Origin of the sequence: Propionibacterium sp. (genome assembly GCF_047719395.1) — a bacterium.
Taxonomy (GTDB): domain Bacteria; phylum Actinomycetota; class Actinomycetes; order Propionibacteriales; family Propionibacteriaceae; genus Propionibacterium.
This window is the reverse complement of the sequence record NZ_JBDNTB010000006.1, coordinates 43961-64344: the sequence shown is the minus strand read 5'-3', so window position 1 is coordinate 64344 and position 20384 is coordinate 43961. Positions and strand designations below refer to the sequence as shown.

Here is a 20384-nt window from a genome sequence, read left to right as displayed (position 1 = left end):
ATCATCTATCCTGGGAGTGGCTGTTTTTCCGCCCGCTCCGGCCGGTGGCGGGTGGTGTGTTATTTAGTGTGATGGTTCGGGGGGGCGCCCCGCCCCCCCCCCCCCCCCACCACAAAAAACCCACCGCTCAGACCGTCCAGAGGGGTGCACCCGCACCAGGACCGAAGGTTGCTGAGCAGCGAAAGTTCTTGAACCAGAAGTCCCTGAACCAGGAGCAGTTGCCATGGCGCAGCAGCCGGACAACGGCAGATCCGTCGACCAGACATCGACGCAGAGGATTCGTGCCCTTGTCACGATGAGGTTTCGCCCAGGTTTTACGTTCAGAAGCCAGGCCCGGGGAGCCCCAATTCGCCGAGAGGATGCCCGAACACTGCGCACCCAGCGGGGCATGGTGACCATCGAGTTGGCGGTTGCCATCCTGGTGGCCGCATTCATCACCGGAATGCTGTGCTGGGTCGTCGCACTGATCGGGCTGCGCACCGTGTGTCAGGACAATGCCACAGAGATCGCCCGGCAGCTCGCCCGGGGTGACCAGGCGGCGGCGATGCGGGTGAGCGATGCGATCCGTCCTGCAACTGCCGAGATTCGCAGCGATGGCGACGACATCACAGTTGCCGTGCGTGCAGAGGCCCGCTGGGGCGCTCTCGGATCCGTCACGGTGCGCGCCACGGCCGCAGTCACCCGCGAACCAGGCGTTCAGGGGCCGAGATGAAGCCGCCACGGGAAGCACACGACGAACGAGGTGCCGGTTCGGCTCTCGCGGCTGCGGTGATCGTGTTCATCGGTGCCACGGCATTCTGGGCTGTCCTGCTGAGCGCGTGGTCCGGCAGTATCCACGCGGCGCGTTCGGCAGCCGACATGGCAGCACTCAGCGCAGCGCATGCCCATCTGATTCAGCACGAGCCCTGCGAGGACGCCGGCCGGGTGGCCGCGCGCAACGGTGCCACGATGGGCAGCTGCCATCTCAGGCTGGGAGCCGACGGTTTCGTCGTCGAGGTGACAGTGACGGTTCCTCTCAACCCGCGGATGCCCGGGGCACCGGAGTCGGTCCGGGCCATGTCGAGCGCCGGTCTGCTGCCCCTGGAAGGCCAGTGACATGGCTGCCCAGGTGCTGCGAGACACAGGAACACGAATCGGGGAATTCTGCTCAGCCTGCTTCGAGTATGGCTTCGAGCAATCTCAGGGCGGCTGTCTTGTCGAGATGCTGGTTCGCATTTCCGCACTTGGGGGAGACCACGCAGGAAGGGCAGCCGTCGGCGCAAGAACAGGTCCGCAGACGATTCAGAGTGGCTGCTGCCCACTCGTCAGCAACCTCATATCCTCGCCGGGCGAAGCCGGAGCCGCCCGGTTGGCCGTCGTGGACGATGATCGTGCACAGATCCGTGTCGGGGTGCACCACCATGGAAACCCCTCCGATGTCCCAGCGGTCGCAGGGTGCGAAGGCGGGCAGCAGGCCGATTGCAGTGTGCTCCACCGCATGAGCCGCATTGCCCAGCACAGTCGGCGGGAATCCCAGGCCGGTGGCAATCTCCTGGGGAACCGACCACCAGACGGCCTTGGTCGACAAGGTGTGCGCGGGAAGTTCGAGCGGGTTCTCATCCCACACCTGCCCGCTGTCCTCGTCGCGGCGCAGATATCCGATCACTTGCCTGGTCAGCTCGACATCTCCGGTGAACACCGTGGTGCGGCCGAAGGCCTTGTGGGCGTCCTCGGCCACGATGTGCGCCGTGGTGAGGGTGCGTGGCTGGGTGAAATAGCCGGGTCTGTCGGCATGCACCAGGGCCATGCCCCGATCCGGGAGGTACTGGTCCACCAGGAACTGCTCGCCCTGGTGCAAGTACATCGCTCCGGTGAACACCGTGCGATCGGCATCTTCGAGGCTGACTTGACCCATCACCGATCCCGAATCGGCGTCCACGATGTCAAGCGGTTTTCCGCCGGTGCCGCGAAGATCTATCGCATCGACCGCTCGTTCAGGGCGAGGCCAGAACCATCCGGTGGCTCGTCGTCGCAGCAGCCCACAGTTGCCCAACTGGCCGCACAGCTGCTCCATGGAGTCTCCGAACCAGCGGGAATCGTTCGGCACGAGGGGGGATTCCTGCGCCGCTGCGGCGAGCTGCGGCCCGAGAACATTGGGGTTCTGCGGGAACAGCACCGTTTTGTCCACTGGCGCCTGGAAAATCAGCTCCGGATGGTCGAACAGATAGGCATCCAGGGGATCCTCACGCTGTACGACCACCACCAGGGCCTCGTGTTCGCCACGTCCGGCTCGGCCGGCCTGTTGCCACAGGGCGGCCAGTGTGCCGGGAAATCCGCAGATGAGCACAGCATCCATGCCAGTGATGTCCATGCCCAACTCGAGGGCATTCGTGGCGCAGATACCCTGCATCGCCCCGCTGTGCAGGTCCTGCTCGATCCGGCGGCGGTCGTTGGCCAGATAGCCGGAGCGATATGAGCCGATGGTGCGAGGCGTCTGCAGTTTCTGCCCGGCCCGCACGGCAAGCAGTTCCGCGCCCGCACGGCTCGGCACGAAGGCGATCGCCTGTCGGCCATCGTCGACGAGCCGAGCCATGATCTCGGCAGTATCGGAATAGGCATCTGTCCGTGGGCGCCACAGCACGACATCGCGTGCCGGGTGGCTGGACGAGTCGTGCTCGACCACATCGATCGGTTCCGGCTCCCCGATCAAGGTGGCGGCCGAGGCTCCTGCATCGCGGCAGCTGGCCGATGCCACCACGAAGACGGGATGGGCGCCGTACTCGGAGCACAGTCTGCGCAGTCGCCGCAGCACGCACGAGATCTGCGCCCCGAAGACACCGCGGTATCGGTGGGCCTCGTCGATCACCACGACTGCGAGGTTGGCCAGCAGCCGGGTCCATCGCGAATGGTTCGGAAGCACGCTGCGGTGCAGCATGTCGGGGTTGGTGAGCACGAATCGGGCATGATCGCGGGCAAGCCGGCGTTCGGCTCGGTCGCAGTCTCCGTCCAGAGTGGCGACGCTCCAGCCAGAGGGCCCGAGCTCCCGTGCCGTCCGCCATTGGTCATGGGCCAGTGCCTTGGTCGGCGCGATGTACAGCGCAGTCTGGCCGTCGTGCAGGCCCAGCGCCGAACGTGCCTGTGAGATCCGGTCGATGCGTGGGCGATCACGCGGCAGCAGCGCAGTGCCCCTGGCCCCACTGATCCCCGTGATGGCCCCTCCAGCGGGTAGTTCCACGCGGCCGCCGAGCGGATTGGCGTCCCCGGCGGTCGCGGCGAGGACGGGCATCAGATAGGCGAGCGACTTGCCCGACGCGGTGGGGGTGCACACGGCGACGTGACACCCGGAGTGCACCAGCTGCGCCACCTGCACCTGGTGGCGCCACGGCCTGTTGATGCCCGCGGCGCGAATCGTGGCGACACAATCGGCCGGCAACCAGTCAGGCCAGTCGGCTGTGACTCCGGTGACAGCCTCCCGGTGATCGACGTGGATCACCGCCGGGTCGCGGTCCAACCAGCGAGGCACAGCCATCACCCCATTGTGCATGTCAGGGTCCACATGTTCGATTACCGGCTCCCGCAGCACGCAGCCGGAGTGGCCTTGACCACGGATCAGCCTCGCTCGGGTGCCACAGTGGTGCCGTGATCGCGAACGATGCAACCGGCCAGGAGATGCTGCCAGCCCACCAGCTCGCCCGCCTGCGCAACAGCCTGCTGGCGGCGGACTACACAGTGGACGCCGTTCTGGAACGGCTCGGGGAAGAGGGCCGTGCCGGGCTGGAGCGCAATTCCACCGTGCCGGCCCTGGATCAGCTCGGTGGTGATGACGATGCGCAGGCCCAACTCATCCGTTTGTTCCCTCTGCAGCAGGAGATTCCCCGCAGCGCCCTCATCCCATTCATCGACATCGACACACTTCTGGCGGCGGGCCTCCTCGAACCTGCCGCCGCACCGGAACGCGTACGGGCAGCGGTCGACATCAGACCCTACGGATTCGAGGATGACCAGGGGGAATGGTCCGGATGGGTGGTCGCCGACCTGCTGCCTGGAATGGACAGGGTCACCACCCCCACACGGCCGGACTATGTGCTGGGCGTGAGTCCCGCGTCCACCTCTCTGGCACAGATGAGTGTGCCCGACCACGTGCACAGCGCGCTGGACCTTGGCACCGGATGCGCCATCCAGGCTCTCCACCTGGCCCGCCATGCTGATCACGTCGTCGCGACCGACCTCAATCCGCGCGCAGTACGGCTGGCCCGGCTCACCCTGGCCCTCAACGAGTCGGGCGTGCCGGTTCGCCAGGGCAGTCTCTACGAGCCGGTCGAGCCCGAGCGATTCGACCTGATCGTGACCAACCCTCCCTATGTGATGAGCCCTCCGGCACCACCGGATGAGCGACTGGTCTACCGGGAGAGCGGATTCGACGGGGACGGCCTGGTGGCTGCCGTGCTCTCCGGGGCGCGGGCGCACCTGAGCGAGGGCGGCCTGCTGCAGGTGTTGGCAAATTGGGCAGAGACGGCCGGCGAGTCCTGGCAGGACCGGCTCGCCGGATGGGGGCGCAGCAGTGGTTGCGAAATGTGGGTACTGCGCCGCGAGCGCCTCGACATCTACCAGTACATCGAGATGTGGCTCACCGACGCCGGTCTGGACGGTGCGCCCGAATGGCATCGCCGCTACAGGGAGTGGCTGGAGTATTTCAACCGGCTGGGCATTACCGGTGTCGGGATGGGCTGGATCATGCTCCGCAATACCGCCACCAGCAATCCGGGCATCCACATCGAGGACTGGCCCTACGAGATCGCCCAGCCCGTGGGGCCCGCTCTGTCCCAGGGCTGGCACGCCCTCGACCTGGACGACCTGCCCGATGGGCAGCTCTGGGCGGCTTGCTGCACCGTGAACCCCGATGTCAGCCAGGAGAGCATCGCCGCACCCGGCGCCGTCGACCCGAACTATGTCGTGCTACGCCAGAACCGGGGCCTGAAGAGGGCCATGCGGGTGGACACCGCACTGGGCGGAGTACTCGGAGCCTGTGACGGCGAACTGGCTCTGGGCACCATCGTCGACGCCGTCGCGAGTCTGGTGGACGAGCAGGCTGATGCCCTGCGACAACGCCTTCTGCCCGATCTGCGCCGGGCTCTGCGGCAGGGCTTCTTACTGTGGCCAAAGTCGCCCGGACCAGGGTCTGCGGTCTGACAGGGATGCGAGTTCACCGGCACCGGCGAACCGATACATCAACCCGGCGCGGCTGTTTGCCCAGCAGGCACCGGCCCGGCCGATTGAATTCGGGGCGCTAGCATCTTGGGCGGCTGCACCCGCATGCGGTGCAGATCCCAAGGACACCGAAGGAACATCGTGGCAGATTCTCCGCGGCGGCTCGTGATCGTCGAGTCCCCGACCAAGGCGACAAAGATCGCCAGCTATCTCGGCCCCGGTTACACCGTGGAGTCGAGCCGTGGCCATGTGCGCGACCTGCCCACCTCGGCATCGGAAATCCCGGCCAAGTACAAGGGCCAGCAATGGGCGCGCACCGGCGTCAACGTCGATGACGGATTCACCCCCCTCTACGTGGTGAGTGCCGACAAGAAGGCCGTCATCAAGCAGCTCAAGGCCGAGCTGAAGGATTCCGACGAACTCTTCCTGGCAACCGACGGTGACCGCGAGGGCGAGGCCATCGCCTGGCATCTTCTGCAGGAACTCAAGCCGAAGGTCCCTGTGAAGAGGATGGTCTTCCATGAGATCACCCCGGAGGCCATCCGCGAGGCCGTCGAGCACCCCCGTGACCTCGATGAGGACCTCGTCCAGGCCCAGGAGACCCGGCGCATTCTCGACCGGCTCTATGGTTACGAAGTCAGCCCGGTGCTGTGGAAGAAGGTCATGCCGAGGCTGTCCGCTGGACGCGTCCAGTCAGTGGCCACCCGCCTTGTGGTGGATCGCGAACGCGAGCGGATGGCCTTCCGGACAGCCGGCTACTGGGACATCGAAGCCATTCTGGACGCCGGGGAACAGGCCGATCCACGGCAGTTTCCGGCCCACCTGCTGAGCCTGGACGGCCGCCGCATCGCGCAGGGCTCCAGCTTCGACTCGCTCGGCGCCACGAAGACCGATGTCGCGGTGCTCGACGGGACCGCTGCCAAGAAGCTGGCGCAGGCGCTGGAGAGCGCACCCTTCATGACCACCTCGGTGGAGGCCAAGCCCTACACACGCCGGCCAGCGGCCCCCTTCCGCACCACCACCCTGCAGCAAGAGGCCGGCCGCAAGCTCGGCTTCACGACCGATCGCACCATGCGAGTCGCCCAGGAACTCTACGAGGACGGCTTCATCACCTACATGCGTACCGACTCGGTGACGCTGTCCGAGCAGGCCATCGCGGCATCCCGTGACTCAGTCCAGCAGCTCTACGGCCAGGACTATCTGTCCGCCAAGCCCCGCGTGTACACCTCGAAGGTGAAGAACGCCCAGGAGGCTCACGAGGCCATCCGCCCGGCCGGCGAGCATTTCAGGACCCCCGCCCAGACCGACCTGCACAATGACAAGTTCAAGCTCTACGAGCTGGTCTGGCAGCGCACCGTGGCGTCCCAGATGGCAGATGCCCGCGGCCAGCAGATGAGCGTGGGCATCGAGGCCACCCCTGCTCAGCGCGTCGACCTGGGGGAAGTCACCGCAGAACCGGTACGCACGGCCCAGTTCTCCGCATCGGGACGCACCATCACCTTCCCCGGCTTCCTGCGGGCCTATGTGGAATCCACCGACGAACCCGGCGAACCCTCGGCCCGGCTGCCCCAGGTGGCACCCGGCCAGGACTTGACGGCCGTCAAGATCAACCCGGAGGGTCACCAGACCAAGCCGCCGGCCCGTTTCACCGAGCCTTCCCTGGTGGCGAAGCTGGAAGAGCTGGACATCGGCCGGCCCTCCACCTACGCCTCGATCATCCGCACCATCACCGGCCGCGACTACGTCTTCAAGAAGGGCACCGCGCTGGTGCCCACCTGGTTGGCCTTCGCGGTCACCAGGCTCCTCGAAACGCACTTCACGGCGCTGGTGAACTATGATTTCACCGCTGAGCTGGAGGAGAGGCTCGACGAGATCGCCAATGGCGGCGCCGATCGTCTCGCCGTGCTGCAGGACTTCTACTTCGGCGAATCCGCCCAGGACGGCCACGAGGGCCTCCACGAGCTGGCCAACTCGTTGGGCGACATCGACGCCAAGGCGCTGTCCACCTTCCACCTGGGCAATCTGGATTCCGGTGTCGACGTCCGGGTGGGACGCTACGGCACCTATGTCGAGGACGAGCAGGAGCACCGGGCGAATGTTCCCGAGGACCTGCCACCCGACGAGTTGACCATCGACGCAGCCAAGGAGCTACTGGCGCACTCGGGCACCGAGGAGCGCGAATTGGGCCTCGATCCGGACACACATCTGGCCATCGTCGTGAAGTCGGGGCGCTTCGGCCCCTATGTCACCGAGGTGCTGCCCGAGGACGACACCGCGCCCAGGAAGCAGAAGACCAAGCCGCGCACTGCAAGCCTGTTCCGCACCATGGAGCCCGCCACTGTGACCCTGGCCGATGCACTCAAGCTGCTGGGCCTGCCTCGCGTGGTCGGCGAGGACAACGGCGAGCAGGTCACAGCCCAGAACGGGCGCTACGGCCCCTACCTCAAGAAGGGCAGCGACACCCGTTCGCTGGCCAACGAGGACCTGATCTTCACCATCACTCTGGAAGAGGCCCAGGCCCTCTACGCCCAGCCCAAGAAGCGTGGTCGTACCGCCGCAGCTCCGCTGCGAGAACTCGGTGAGGACCCCTCCAATGGCAAGCCGGTGACCGTCAAGGATGGCCGCTTCGGGCCCTATGTCACCGACGGCGAGACCAACGCCACCCTGCGCAAGGCCGATTCGGTCGCCGAGATCACCCTTGAGCGCGCCGCGGAGCTGTTGGCCGAGAAGCGCGCCAAGGGCCCGGTGGCTCCGCGCTCCAAGACGCGCAGGACACCCACGAAGAAGAAGACGGCGAAGAAGGCACCTGCCGCAGCCAAGGCGAAGAAGGCCCCTGCCGCAGCCAAGACCAAGAGCACGAAGGCCGCTGCCGCCAAGTCAACGAGCACGAAGAACAGCACCGTCACCAAGTAGGCAGCCGCCGTTCCATCTGGTGTCCCGCCCGATGGAGTCGCTTCACGCGGTCGGCGGGAGAGTCCTGGGAGGAGCCACGATGGTCAAGCAGCCCGTGATCTGGTACTTCCGGATGCCCTGGCATGTCGAGATTCCGGTCTTGACCAACTGCTCCGGCGACAGCCGGGTGGCACTTCTCGACAGGGGAGCATCCAGGTCGACGACGATGTCCTTGCTCGACACGCCCGATGAGCGCTTGTCCAGGGCGGGAATCAGGCTGGCCTGCCAGGTTCGCAGCAGCGGCACGGGCTGGTATGTCTGGGGGTCATCGTGGCAGCCGTGGGTTCCGGCGGATCCGAGCTCGTCCATGAGCTCGGATTCCGAGATGCCCGACGAGATCGCCGACATGGTCCGCCCCTTCACGCGCGGTGAGCGGCTCGTCCCGGTGATGCATGCCACGAGGGTGAGAGGCAGCTACGAGCTGATTGCCGGCGACGGAGCCGTCGCGGCATTGCTCAGCAATGACCGGATCACCGTGCGCCACAAGCACGAGGCTGCCGGGCGGGCGCACGAATTGAGTGTGGACGTCAGCCGTCTGGACCGCGACACCAAGGACCGTCTCAGCGGCGCCATCGAGCAGATGGGAGGCGTCCGGGTCCAGGGATTCGACGACCTGTTCTCGCGCGCCGGATCCTTCCTGCCCGCCGCCGGCGCAGGGCCGTCATATCTGCACAAGCACAGCATCGGAAGATTCATCTCCAAGATGATCGCGGCCCGGATGACCCAGGTCCTCGTCGCAGCTCTGACCGTCCGTTCTGACAGCGGCCGGGACACCACGCCATTGCTGGATTCTCTGGGACGGCTCCAGTCCGAGATCGGCGCGCTGACCGGAGTGCTGGATTCGCGCTGGTGCACCGAGCGGGTCGATACGGTGGATGGCCTGCTGTCCCTCACCGCTGGTGAGGTGTCATTCACGGGGCCGCTGAAGGATCTGCTGGACGCACTCGACGCCGCGAGCCTGGATCCGCCGCTGGTGGTTGATGATGAGCGGAATGCCGGGGAGGTGCTCGGTGGCCGGGTCGGCGCACTGGTGGACGTGGTGCGCTCGCGGATCGATGGTGCCTTGGCCGGGTCCGTGCAGCTGGAAGGCCCAGCGCGGAATGAAGCAGCACTGGATGGCCCAGCCGTGGATGACATCGTCCTGTGGCGGCGGGCACTTGATGCCTCGACCGAGGCGCTGCGGCTCGCGGACCTTGCCAGACCGGCGCTTGACAAGGGAAATCGTCTCGTACGGGTGCTCGGCAAAGTTGTCGCTCTGCTGTCCGCCGCCCAGCCGCAGGCCAAGGTGCCTACTCCCGCTCAGCTGCAGGCCCTCAGCCCTGCGCAGGCATTCGCCGAGGGAAGGGCCGTGGAACAGGCATTCCAGGCCTGCCAGGCTGGACGCGACGAGTTCCGTGAACAGTGGCCGCACCGCAGTGCCCAACTCGCCAAGGCCCTCGGGGCCCCAGAACCGGTGCGTGGATGATGGCCTGCAGACCGTACCCGGGCTGGTTCGTGGTCTTCGAGGGTGGAGACGGCGTCGGGAAGTCGACGCAGGTGAGGCTGCTGGCCAGGACCCTCACCCAGGCGGGCGTCGATCATGTACTGACCTGCGAACCGGGCGGCAGTGCTCTCGGCGGTGCACTGAGGGCCCTTCTGCTCGACCCCTCTGGGTACTCGGTGGCGCCACGCGCGGAAGCACTGATGTATGCAGCTGACAAGGCGCAGCACCTTCACGAGGTGGTGCTGCCCGCACTGCGGCGAGGTGCGGTGGTGATCTGTGACCGCTATCTCGATTCGATGATCGCCTATCAGGGAGCAGGTCGCACCCTGGAGCTGAGCGAGGTGCGCAGGCTCGGCAAATGGGCCACCGGTGGCTTGCGTCCGGATCTCACGGTGCTGCTCGACATGGATCCCGACCGGGCTGTGGGGCAGAAGAGCGGCAAGGACCGCCTCGAACTGGCAGGAGCGGATTTTCATCGCCGGGCGAGGCAGGGTTTCCTGGATCTTGCTGCTGAGCATCCGGAGGCATATCTGGTCCTCAAGGCACGGACTTCTCGGTCCGGGATAGCCGGGGTGATCCGGCGACGGCTGGCGCAGATGGGCGTTCCGGGCACGGGGCATCCAGAAATGTCAGAGGACGCTGGCACACTGAATGACAGCGGCTGAACATCAGCATGTGAAGAATCCAGTTTCTGAAATGAAATCCGGTATCTGAAATGCAACCCAGTATCTGAAATGAAACAGGGTGCGAACAGTCGGACTGACAGCTCGGGCCGATCGGAGGTGGCGCGCGGATGACAGGCACGACCTCGTCGGGCGCGGCCTTGCCAGACATGGCCATGACAGATGCAGAGAGAACGCAGTCCTTCCAGACGGCCACCGACGGTCGGTATGTCCACAACCCGGCCGACGACGATCCGCTCACGGGGGTCTGGCACGACCTGGTGGGCCAGCGGAATGCCGTCCGTGTGCTTCGTCATGCAGTCGCGGGGGATCCCCATGCCATGACCCATGCCTGGCTCATCACCGGGCCGCCCGGTTCGGGGCGCAGCAATGCAGCCAAGGCTTTCGCGGCCGCCCTGCAGTGCCCCAGAGGGGGCTGCGGCAACTGCAATGCCTGCCGCACCGCCTTGTCAGGTGCGCATCCCGATGTCACCCAGGTGAGAACCGAGATGCTCTCGATCGGAGTCGACGAGGTGCGTGAGCTGGTGCGCAAGGCCGCGATGAGCCCCACTATCGGAAATTGCCAGGTGCTCGTCGTCGAGGACGCGGACAGGATCACCGACCGGGGTGCGGACGCGCTGCTGAAGAGCATCGAGGAGCCACCGCCCAGGACGGTGTGGATCCTGTGCGCGCCGACCCCTGATGATGTCATCGTCACCATCCGTTCCAGGTGCCGCCTGTTACGGCTGCGCACCCCCAGGGACGAGGATGTGGTGCAGCTGCTCGTGGAGCGCGATGGCGTCGATCCGATGATGGCCCAATACGCCGCGAAGGCTGCCCAGGGCCACATCGGTCGCGCGCGGGCGCTCGCCCGCAACGAGGGTGCGCGCGTTGCCCGCAAGGTTGTGCTCCAGGTGCCTGGCCGGCTGGCGGATCTGGGTTCATGTCTCGACATCGCAGAGGAGCTGGTAGCACAGGCCGCCCAGGAGGCCGCCAGGATCACCGGTGACCAGGACGAGCAGGAGCGCGCCGGGCTGGAGCAGGCGCTGGGCTATGGCACGAAAGGGGCGCGGCCCCGCAATGCGGCTGCCGCGCTGAAAGACCTCGAAGAACAGCAGAAGGCGCGGGCCAAGAGACTGCGCCGTGATGCCCTGGACCGTTCCCTCTCCGAGTTGACCACCTGGTATCGCGATGTTCTTGCAGTGCAGTGCGCGGTGGTCAGCCTTGCCGAGCCGAACCACCCAGAGGAATTGGGGGAGCACCATTCGGGGGTGGGTCTCATCAATGCCGAGATGACTGAGGAGATCCGCCTGGCTGCGGCGTCGTCCACGCCCGAGCACACCGTGCACTGCCTTGATGCGATCCTGGAATGCCGGGCGGCACTGCAATCCAATGTCGCTCCGTTGCTCGCCTTCGAATCCTTGCTCATCCAGGTGGCCGGTCTGCGAAACTGACGCATCCTGGAGTGATCAGGCTGCGCCGCGTGTCAGTTCCGCACTTGTGGCGACCGAGCGGGAAAGATGATGCGAGAGCGCCATGACCAATTGAGCGGCCGCCGCACGTCGAGAGGACATGCCCGTGAGCAAGAACGACCATGCTGAAAACCTTTACGACAGCGTGAGCACGCCCACCGATGCCGAGGAGCAGCCAGCGGCCATCACCGGTGCACCGGCTCCAGGCCACGGCGCTGCCAAGACCGAGCCGACTGCGGCCGCCACCAAGCCTGTCGGATCTGCCACAGAGTCCGCAGCACCTGTGGCAGAGCCCACCGCGACTTCCACCAGGCAGCCGGCACCCGAGGAACCCGAAGTCCGGCCCGAGCCGCCGAAGTCGGCACCAGTGGCTCCGCACCCGGAGGCCACTGAGTCGCTCACCCCTGTTGGGCTGGACGCGCAGGACTCGCGCTCCGAGCCGAGGGCGGAAGCAGAGCATGCGGTACCCGAGGAGCAGCCGCCTGCTTTTCAGCCTGTCGAGGACGAGCCCACGATGGTGATGGACCCGAGTCCGGACGCGACGCAGGTGCACAACGACGATGACCTCGAGAATGGGGCTCGGCGTGCCGCCATTCCTCTCGCCGCCGATGAGGAAGACATCGCCGACTACGACGAGGCTGAGGTCGAGAAGACTCAGGTGATCTCCGAGGAGCAACTCCTCGCTGAACAGCAGGAGGCCGAACGACGAGCTCAGGAGAAGGCTGAACGGGATCGTCGGCTCGGCACGGTGCGCGCCGACGGGCAGGCCGAGCCTGCCCCGGCGCCGGTTCCGATGCCCAGCACCGACAAGTTCCCCGCATCGATCGGCCTGTTCGTGCTGCGGCTGGTGACGGCGGTCATGACGCTCACCTATGGCTATCAGGTGCTCACCCAGCGTTCGCCTGTCATCAACACCATTTCGAGAATCGGGGTGCCCGAGGCGAATTACGTGGCCTGGGGACTTGCCGGGCTGCTCTTCGTCGTATCGGTGATGATTCTGTTCGGTCTCGGCACCCGCATTGCGGGATTCATCATCGCGGCGCTGGGCGCGGCGATGCTGGTCTTCGTGAAGTGGGGCAATTTCAACCCCTTTGTGGCAGGTGTGCCCGGATTCTCCGGCGACATCGATCTCGTGCTCGCCGCGGTGGGTTGGACATTCCTCTTCGTGGGGGCGGGCGGTTGGTCGCTGGATGCCGGCAGCCGGCACGCCAGGATCAGGCGCAAGCTCGAAGAGGACGCCTGAGCGGCCTATCCTGCGACGATTCCTCGTCGCGAGGGTTCAGTCCTGCGACGATTCGGCGCTCGTCGGGGCTGCCGGTATAGTGATGCCGCTGCCTAGCGGCATGCCGTCTTAGCTCAGTCGGTAGAGCGACGCTCTCGTAAAGCGTAGGTCTCGGGTTCGATTCCCGAAGACGGCTCCAATGTGTCGATTCGCCCGCCGCTGTACCCCCGCGTCGTCCGTCGATGCGGCTCCGGCTGGCGCCGAGGAGAGAGATGGCGACAGTCCCTGACTCCACGTCCAGTGGCGCAGCATCCGGTGCTCAGGCTCGGCTCGTCCCGCTGAGCGGGCGAAATCCCACTGTGGACGCCGCAGCCGGGCGAATCGTCGTGCTGCCGCAGGATGGTCCACCGAGGGAATTCGCACAAGGCGATGGTCGCGACAAGGTGGCCTTGGTGACCGAGTACCGCACCCATGTCACCCTGCCCGGCGGCACGGACAAGGAGTATCGGGGTGTGATGCTTCGCTGCCTCGATGGGCAGGCGCTGGTCTGGCTCACGAATTCTCCACTGGAGGAGATCGTCTACCGTCCAGGTGATGTGCAGTTCTTCTGCGAGCAGGCGGGGCTGCGATACGACGAGATGACGCTGGACTACGCAACCCTGTTGCGGATCACAGGTGACGCGCAGCGCGCCGGCGAGGGCACCGGCGAGGTGAAGCGTTCCGCTGACACAGTGGGGCGCGCCGCCAGCGCCGGCATCGTGCTCGGCGCGCTGGCCCTCTTCGCGGCGCTGGCGATGTTCATCACCAATGTCACTGTCGACGCGGCGCGGATCATCACCGTGCTGGCCTGTTTCGTGATCGTCGTCTTCGGCTTCAGCTGGCTGGGCCATCGGCTGGCGGCCAGGACGCCCCCACAGGATCCAGGGCGCCGCAAGTGGTTCGTTCTCGCCGGGCTGGGGTTGATTGCCACAGTGGTATGCGCTGTCGCCGATGTGCGGGTAGGTGGTGCTCCAGTGGCCGCCACCTGCCTGGTGCCCCTCGGATTCTGCCTGTGGTGCTTGGGCATCCCCGGCTTGCCCTGGTCGCAGGCTGCGCTGCTTCCCCGCCAGCCCGCCGTAACTCCTGGTTCCAGCATCTCCTGATCGGCTGCACGGCCTCCGGAATCGACTGGAAGCGTCCCTCTCGGTGCACTGATGCCCCCGGCCACGGCCTGAATGACGCCGCCAGTAGAGTCATGTCAGTGATCGAAGTGGTCTGCGGACCTAGGGGGCACAGTGCTTGATTGCGTGATAGTCGGCGCGGGTCTGGCAGGCCTGTGTGCGGCAACTCAACTCGCTCAGCGAGGCAAGGAAATCGTTCTGCTGGAGGCCCAGGATCGAGTCGGCGGCCGAGTCGCGAGCACCATGCTCCAGCGCGGCGAGGTCGTCGATCTGGGTGGCCAATGGCTCACCTCGAGTCATGATCGGTTGATGGCACTCGTCGACGACGACGGGCTGTCCACCACTCCTGCCAATTCCGGCAAGCTCACCTTGGTCCGGCACGGCCAGGTGCGCGCGGTCGCACAGTCCGATACCGCCACCGAGAAGACTTCCCCCTTCGCCATCGCCGATCTCGGCCAGGGTCTGATGCGCCTGCGCCGGCTGGCCGAACGCTCGGCCACCGATGAGATTTGGACCGCTGCCAATGCGGCATGGCTCGATCAACCGGTAGAGCAGTGGGTCTCCTCGAATCTACGAACTCCCTCGGGCCGGCGCGACATCCTCGCCGCGATGAATGCTGTCTTCGAGGAACCCCTGGAGAAGATCCAGCTGCGTCAGGCCCTCGTCAAAGTTCGCGAAGGCATCGACATGGAGAACCTCATCGCCGCCAGCGGTGAGATCGGTCAGGTCCGTGTGCTCGGCGGGCTGGCGCAGGTCTGCGAGAAGATGGCCGCCGAATTGGGCGATCAGCTTCGTCTGGGCCAGGTGGTCAAAACCATCAACCAGCACGACGACGCGGCCACCGTGATCACCGAGGACGGCCAGCAGTACGAGGCATCGAGCGTGGTGATGGCACTGCCGCCATGGCTGGCAACTGACTTCGAGTACGAGCCCCCGCTGGAGCCCTGGCGCAAGGAGACCGCCAAGAAGACCCCGCCGGGCAATGTGATCCGGTGCTATGTGGCCTATGAGCATCCCTGGTGGCGCGAGGAGGGTCTGTCGGGGCAGATGAGCGCCGACGACGGGCCGGTCCGGGTCACCTTCGATGTCACAGATGACGCCGAGGGCCGCGGAATCCTCACCGGATTCTTCGAGGGCGGCGAGGCTTCGATGCTCACCAAGTTCTCACAGAGCATGCGCAAGCGGGTATTCCGCGATGCCCTCGTGTCGGTCTTCGGCGCGCAGGCCGCCAATCCCGTGGAGTATGTCGACTGCGACTGGGGAGCGGAGCCCTTCACCAGGGGCAGTCACGGCGCCCACTTCGCCCCTGGTGTGTGGAGTGTTTCGGGCCAGCAGCTGGGCAAACCCTTCGGGCTGGTGCATTTCGCGGGCGCGGAGTACGCCGCGAAATTCAACGGCTACATGGAGGGAGCGGTGCGTTCGGGCAATGAGGCAGCCGCCGCGATCCTGCGCCTGCTCTGCGCCTGAGTCCTGGCCGTCCATCACCACATAGCACATCACCACCAACGCCTCACTCAACGCTGGGACGACAACTGGGCCCTCACCCCTTTTCGGGGTGAGGGCCCAGCCTTTGTGCACCGGAGAATCAGAGGGCCTTTTCCCCTCTTTCTCCGGTCCTGATCCGCACGACGTCCTCCACCGGCATCGCCCAGACCTTGCCGTCACCCACGACATCGGTCTTCGCGGCAGTGCAGATGGTGTCGATGATGGCGTCGACCTCGGAGTCGGCGGCCAGGATCTCGATGCGTACCTTGGCGATGAAATCGATGGTGAATTCCGCGCCGCGGTACATCTCGGTGTGCCCGCGCTGGCGGCCGAACCCGGCCACCTCGGACACCGTCATGCCCTTGATGCCGTATTCCGCAAGGGCGATCTCCACATTTGCCTGTGCTGCGGGCTGGATGATTGCTGTGATGAGCTTCATGTCTCAGGCCTCCCCTGAATCGGAACGGCGCGCCGAATCTGAGGTACCCGGTGTCGTGACCGCATGCGGCAGCGTGATCGAGCTCAGTCGTGGGACGGACATGCCGATGTTGCTCTGGTCGTAGCCCACTTCGGCGTGCTCGTTGACGTCCAACCCCTGGGTCTCCTCGTCGCGGCTGACGCGCAGGCCGAGGGTCTTCTTGATGGCGAAGGCGATGCCGACGCTCGCGATGAATGACCACAGGCCGACGGCCAGGGCACCGATCAACTGGCGGCCGAACTGCTCCAGCCCACCGCCGTAGAACAGACCGTTGACGCCATCGGTGAGATCTGCCTTGCAGAACAGGCCGACGGCGAGGGTGCCGATGATGCCGCCGACGAGGTGGACGCCGACAACATCGAGGGAGTCGTCATAGCCGAGCTTGAACTTCCAGCTGATCGCATAGCAGCAGCCGACACCGGCAAGCAGGCCGATTGCCAGGGCTCCCATCGGGTTCACGAAGGCGCATGCGGGGGTGATGGCGACCAGGCCGGCCACGATGCCGGACGCGGCGCCGAGGCTGGTCGCATGACCGTCACGCAGGCGCTCGGTGACACACCAGGCGATCATGGCAGTTGCGGTGGCCATCATGGTGTTGACCCATGCCAGGGCGGCCGTGTAGTTGGCGCCCAGGGCAGATCCGGCATTGAACCCGAACCAGCCGAACCACAGTCCGGTGGCGCCCAGCATCACCAGGGTCAGATTGTGCGGCCGCATGGTGCGCGAGCCGAAGCCGATGCGCGGGCCCAACACGATCGCCAGTGCCAGTCCTGCGGCGCCGGCGTTGATGTGGATCGCCGTGCCGCCCGCGAAGTCGAATGCCTTCAGCTGGTTGGCGATCCAGCCGCCGCGTTCGGACACATAACCGTCGAAGGAGAACACCCAGTGGGCCGCCGGGAAGTAGCACAGGATGCTCCACGCGACCACGAAGATTGACCATCCGCCGAACTTCAGCCGATCGGCGGGCGAACCTGAGATCAGGGCCACGGCGATGACTGCGAAGGCCGCCTGGAAGCCCACGAAGGCCAGCGCGGGGATTTGGTTGGGTGCATCACCAAGGACGACATCCGCGCCAAGATTGCGCAGGCCGGCGAACTGGGTGAAGTCGCCGACGATGCCGTGCCAAGAATTGCCGAAGGCTTCGGAGAATCCGAAGAGCACCCACAAGATGCCGACGATGCCCATCGAGATGATCGACATCATGATCATGTTGAGGACGTTTTTCGCCCTCACCATGCCACCATAGAAGAATGCGAGAGCAGGTGTCATGAGGAGTACCAGTGCTGCACTGATCATGACCCAAGCCGTGTCGCCGGGACTGATATCCATTGCCATCATGCGTGACAGCTTTGCGGTACAGCGTTGCAGCCGCGTTCAACTCGTGTTACGACCGCGTTACGGTGTTCACGGAATTCATAGGAAACCGGTGTATCGCAGCACGTCGGTTCAGCAGTGCCCGCCGCCCAGTTCTCCCGAAGCGAAATAGACCTGGGATGCTACCGCGTCGGCTGCCACCCGGGCAGAATCGATGTCGTTCTTCTGCCCGATGACGACCAGACCCACCCCCACCCTGTTCGCCTGCTCATCTGGGATGACTGCCAGCTGACGCAGCACCGGACGATCGTCGTCGCCGGTTCCCTCAGAGGTCTTGGTGAAGCTGGAGATGACGCGTCCGAAGCCGTAGGAATGGTTCTGATCGACATAGCGCATCCGTGACTTGATGAAGGCGTCATCGGAGGAGCACCACAGTTGTGCGGCGAATTGGGCCTGCGCTGCCACCGGCCAATCGGTCTGGGTGAATGCGGGCACGCCCTGGCGCGGCGATGTGGTGGGCACGATGGTGGACGAGTCCCCGAATTGGCGCAGCACATCCTGGGTCCTTCCTGCCGCGGTGGCTGAATCGCCGAGAAAGCTGTAGAGCGCCTCGTCGGAGGACAGCGATGATTCCGAAATGCTCTTGGTGAGCATGTAGGTGAAGTTGGCGGGGGCAGTGCTGAGCCGATTGGCCGCCACCGCGATGGGCACATCGATGGTTCCCCAGGCCGGCGCGCTGGCCACCGAGCCGGCCGTCCAGGTCTGGGCGGGAGCAGAACCGACCGGTGCGATCGAACTCACTGCAACCCCGATCTGCACGTTGTAGCGTGCCTCGATACGGGTGACCTGGGTCTTCAGATCTTCCAGGGCCGGCCCGCTCGGCGCCGGGTCGGGCGATGGTGAGGGCCGCGGCGTGGCAGACGGCGATGCGCTCGGTGACGCAGAAGGGCTGGAGGTGATCTCGGGGGTGGCCGGCCGTCCGTTCGAGGAGCGAGTGGCTCCGTAGACGATCATGGCGGTCAGTACGAGCACCATCGTCGTGAGGATTCGCCACAGCGGGGCCAGCCAGACCTTCAGGGCGACGGCTCTCAGCCAGGCGTAGCTCCTGGTGGTCTGCCAGCGGTCCCAGGAACGGTCGATCCAGCCAGGCCGCTCAGAGCGCCGGGGACGCTTGGCCACCCTGCACCTCCTGTCGGCATGTCAAACAGGCCATCCTGGCCGTTGCAATTCAGCGACATCCCATCCTAGGGGGTTAGACGGTGGGAGAGAGAGGTGCACCCAGGGGAGTCACCGGGCAGTCGTGCGGGGCGGCCGGGTCGGCGTAGGCGAAGGCGTCGAAGCCGGCGAGCTCGTCCCACTCGCAGTCGACCGAGAAGCCTGCGGCCGTCGCGGTGGAGAAGCCGGCATGCAGGTCGGCCTCGTTGCCGGTGCCGGCCCAACGCAGCTGCGCGGCCAGGGTGGGGATGCCCGGTGCATGTGCGAGGACGAGCAGCACCTGGGCCTCCTGCGGGGCCGCGCCGATGGCTTGCAGCAGGGTGCTGGTGCCCGCGCCGTAGAGATCGTCCACCACTTGGACGGGAGTCTCAGCGCCGTCGGGGCCGTGCAGCCGCATTCGCGCGAAGGTCTCCCGGGTGCGCGCAGCAGGTGAGACCATCGCCAGGCCCACCTTTGCTCCGGCGAGCATGGCGCCCATCTGGCTGGCCTGTTTGCGGCCATGGCGGCTGAGTGGGCGATTGACATCACTTGCTGCGAAAGAACTCGCCTCGGCATGACGCATGAGATACAGGGTCCGGCTCATGGCACGAGACTAATCCGGCTGGCCCGGGGCGAGCGCCACCAGGATGTCGCGCTTGATGGAGGAATCCACCCGGTGCGCGAATCCGAGCCAGCTGCCCTGCTGGCACACCTGCAGGCCTGCGTCCGTGCAGATGGCGGCGAACTCGTCGTGCGTAAGCCCATAGGTGTTCCAGCTCACGCCCAATGCGCCACCCGGACGCAGCAACGAGGCCCACACCGGCACCGCGCGCACCAGCAGCTCCGCGGGGGAGCGGTCCAGCTGCTTGGCCGTGGCGGTGTGCTGCCGTGATGAACCCCGTCTGGCCGAACCGTGCACGACACCGTAGGGGGCGTCGGTGACGATCGCGTCGAATTTCTTCTTGCCGAACAGACGTCCTGAATCTGCGGTGTCACCGGTGAAGAAAGTGAGGCCGAGTTCCGGCGCGCCCGGCAGACCGGGATGCCCATGTGTGGTCTCGGCGGGTCGTACCTCGGCGTCGAAGCGGCGGCCGATCATCCTCCCCTCCCTTCGGACCGGAGAGATGTCAGCGGAATGCTTGAGCCTCTTGCGCCGCAGGTAGCCCTTGAGATAAGCGGCGAACTGCTCGAAGGAATGCTCGTCCACCTCGACGCCATAGGCATTCATGCCACTCGTCCAGGCTGCCAGCAAGGTGGTGCCCCGGCCGGCCAGCGGGTCGAGCACCGACAGCTGCGCGCGCCCGGTGCGTACCTGCGAGGTGGTCACATGCAGCAGCAGGCGGGTGAACAGCTCATTGGTCTTGCCCTGGTACTTGGGGATGGTCAGCAGATCGGAGTCCATCGCCTCGTGGCGTACCAGCTCGACCGGCCTGAGTAGATCGCCGGTGCGTTCGAAGAGGGCCATGGCACTGGACTGGCCGCCGAGACCGGTCAGGGCATCCGGCTCGGCATCGAAGGCCAGATAGTCCACGCCCGCGACGCTGACCTGTTCGGCGATGATCGACGGCGTCGTCGTCACTGCCAGTTCTGCGGCGGCCAGCTGCGGTGCTGCCTGCTGGTACACGCGGTTCGAGGAGGGGGAGACCAGCATCAGACATGAAGACACCGGCTCATCTTTGCACCTGCGGCGGTCAACTCCGCGGCATCGGACATGCCAGCGATACGGTGACCCGCACGACAGATCTTCCTGCGCACTGTCCTGCAGATCCATCTGG

Annotated in this window: 16 protein-coding genes and 1 tRNA gene; 11 read left to right on the top strand and 6 right to left on the bottom strand. The window is 65.9% G+C overall.

Going from position 1 to position 20384, the window contains the following annotated elements; genetic code table 11:
• The first annotated feature begins 388 nt into the window (after positions 1–388).
• On the top strand, positions 389–712 hold the full coding sequence (locus ABF648_RS01995) for a TadE family type IV pilus minor pilin (RefSeq protein WP_415630615.1): 324 nt from the start codon (positions 389–391) through the stop codon (positions 710–712).
• Positions 709–1095, top strand: a complete 387-nt coding sequence (locus ABF648_RS01990; protein WP_415630614.1) for an Rv3654c family TadE-like protein — start codon at positions 709–711, stop codon at positions 1093–1095. The genes ABF648_RS01995 and ABF648_RS01990 overlap by 4 nt, the downstream gene beginning before the upstream one ends.
• A gap of 52 nt (positions 1096–1147) precedes the next feature.
• Here the strand turns inward: ABF648_RS01990 and ABF648_RS01985 are convergent, their stop codons facing one another.
• Positions 1148–3508, bottom strand: a complete 2361-nt coding sequence (locus ABF648_RS01985; protein ID WP_415630613.1) for a DEAD/DEAH box helicase — start codon at positions 3506–3508, stop codon at positions 1148–1150.
• Positions 3509–3648: 140 nt separating this feature from the next.
• Between ABF648_RS01985 and ABF648_RS01980 the strand changes: the two genes are divergently transcribed.
• The 9 genes from ABF648_RS01980 (at position 3649) to ABF648_RS01940 (ending at position 15605) form a co-directional block, all read left to right on the top strand.
• Complete coding sequence (locus ABF648_RS01980) at positions 3649–5169, top strand: methyltransferase (protein WP_415630620.1); 1521 nt, start codon at positions 3649–3651, stop codon at positions 5167–5169.
• A 123-nt stretch (positions 5170–5292) separates the two neighbouring features.
• Positions 5293–8100 carry a type I DNA topoisomerase gene (gene topA, locus ABF648_RS01975; RefSeq protein ID WP_415630612.1) on the top strand — a complete coding sequence of 936 codons (2808 nt, stop codon included), beginning with the start codon at positions 5293–5295 and terminating at the stop codon, positions 8098–8100.
• Between the two features lie 79 nt (positions 8101–8179).
• A complete protein-coding gene (locus ABF648_RS01970) occupies positions 8180–9604 on the top strand; it encodes a hypothetical protein (RefSeq protein WP_415630611.1) in 1425 nt (474 codons plus the stop codon).
• Positions 9604–10287 carry a dTMP kinase gene (gene tmk, locus ABF648_RS01965; protein ID WP_415630619.1) on the top strand — a complete coding sequence of 228 codons (684 nt, stop codon included), beginning with the start codon at positions 9604–9606 and terminating at the stop codon, positions 10285–10287. The genes ABF648_RS01970 and tmk overlap by 1 nt, the downstream gene beginning before the upstream one ends.
• A 128-nt stretch (positions 10288–10415) precedes the next feature.
• Positions 10416–11738, top strand: a complete 1323-nt coding sequence (locus ABF648_RS01960; protein ID WP_415630610.1) for a DNA polymerase III subunit delta' — start codon at positions 10416–10418, stop codon at positions 11736–11738.
• Positions 11739–11862: 124 nt separating this feature from the next.
• Positions 11863–12999, top strand: a complete 1137-nt coding sequence (locus ABF648_RS01955; protein WP_415630609.1) for a DoxX family membrane protein — start codon at positions 11863–11865, stop codon at positions 12997–12999.
• 102 nt (positions 13000–13101) lie between these two features.
• A tRNA-Thr gene (locus ABF648_RS01950) sits at positions 13102–13177 on the top strand.
• 73 nt (positions 13178–13250) lie between these two features.
• Complete coding sequence (locus tag ABF648_RS01945; protein ID WP_415630608.1) at positions 13251–14120, top strand: hypothetical protein; 870 nt, start codon at positions 13251–13253, stop codon at positions 14118–14120.
• 132 nt (positions 14121–14252) lie between these two features.
• A complete protein-coding gene (locus ABF648_RS01940) occupies positions 14253–15605 on the top strand; it encodes a flavin monoamine oxidase family protein (RefSeq protein WP_415630607.1) in 1353 nt (450 codons plus the stop codon).
• Between the two features lie 118 nt (positions 15606–15723).
• On the opposite strand, the gene ABF648_RS01935 is transcribed toward ABF648_RS01940, so the two are convergent.
• The 5 genes from ABF648_RS01935 to ABF648_RS01915 form a co-directional block, all read right to left on the bottom strand.
• On the bottom strand, positions 15724–16062 hold the full coding sequence (locus ABF648_RS01935; protein ID WP_415630606.1) for a P-II family nitrogen regulator: 339 nt from the start codon (positions 16060–16062) through the stop codon (positions 15724–15726).
• Between the two features lie 3 nt (positions 16063–16065).
• On the bottom strand, positions 16066–17430 hold the full coding sequence (locus tag ABF648_RS01930; RefSeq protein ID WP_415630605.1) for an ammonium transporter: 1365 nt from the start codon (positions 17428–17430) through the stop codon (positions 16066–16068).
• A 117-nt stretch (positions 17431–17547) separates the two neighbouring features.
• Positions 17548–18594, bottom strand: coding sequence for a hypothetical protein (locus ABF648_RS01925; protein WP_415630604.1), 1047 nt, complete (start codon positions 18592–18594; stop codon positions 17548–17550).
• A gap of 73 nt (positions 18595–18667) precedes the next feature.
• Entirely contained in the window at positions 18668–19213 is a 546-nt protein-coding gene (locus ABF648_RS01920; protein ID WP_415630603.1) for a SixA phosphatase family protein, read from the bottom strand.
• Positions 19214–19222: 9 nt separating this feature from the next.
• Positions 19223–20275, bottom strand: a complete 1053-nt coding sequence (locus ABF648_RS01915) for a TRM11 family SAM-dependent methyltransferase (RefSeq protein ID WP_415630602.1) — start codon at positions 20273–20275, stop codon at positions 19223–19225.
• Positions 20276–20384: the final 109 nt, after the last annotated feature.

Coding starts and splice junctions, on each gene's coding strand:
- ABF648_RS01985 (WP_415630613.1), bottom strand. CDS start 3,508: ATGGCTGTGCCTCGCTGGTTGGACCGCGACCCGGCGGTGATCCACGTC.
- ABF648_RS01970 (WP_415630611.1), top strand. CDS start 8,180: ATGGTCAAGCAGCCCGTGATCTGGTACTTCCGGATGCCCTGGCATGTC.
- topA (WP_415630612.1), top strand. CDS start 5,293: ATGCGGTGCAGATCCCAAGGACACCGAAGGAACATCGTGGCAGATTCT.
- ABF648_RS01990 (WP_415630614.1), top strand. CDS start 709: ATGAAGCCGCCACGGGAAGCACACGACGAACGAGGTGCCGGTTCGGCT.
- ABF648_RS01960 (WP_415630610.1), top strand. CDS start 10,416: ATGACAGGCACGACCTCGTCGGGCGCGGCCTTGCCAGACATGGCCATG.
- ABF648_RS01930 (WP_415630605.1), bottom strand. CDS start 17,430: ATGGATATCAGTCCCGGCGACACGGCTTGGGTCATGATCAGTGCAGCA.
- ABF648_RS01935 (WP_415630606.1), bottom strand. CDS start 16,062: ATGAAGCTCATCACAGCAATCATCCAGCCCGCAGCACAGGCAAATGTG.
- ABF648_RS01980 (WP_415630620.1), top strand. CDS start 3,649: ATGCTGCCAGCCCACCAGCTCGCCCGCCTGCGCAACAGCCTGCTGGCG.
- ABF648_RS01995 (WP_415630615.1), top strand. CDS start 389: ATGGTGACCATCGAGTTGGCGGTTGCCATCCTGGTGGCCGCATTCATC.
- ABF648_RS01945 (WP_415630608.1), top strand. CDS start 13,251: ATGGCGACAGTCCCTGACTCCACGTCCAGTGGCGCAGCATCCGGTGCT.
- ABF648_RS01920 (WP_415630603.1), bottom strand. CDS start 19,213: ATGAGCCGGACCCTGTATCTCATGCGTCATGCCGAGGCGAGTTCTTTC.
- tmk (WP_415630619.1), top strand. CDS start 9,604: ATGGCCTGCAGACCGTACCCGGGCTGGTTCGTGGTCTTCGAGGGTGGA.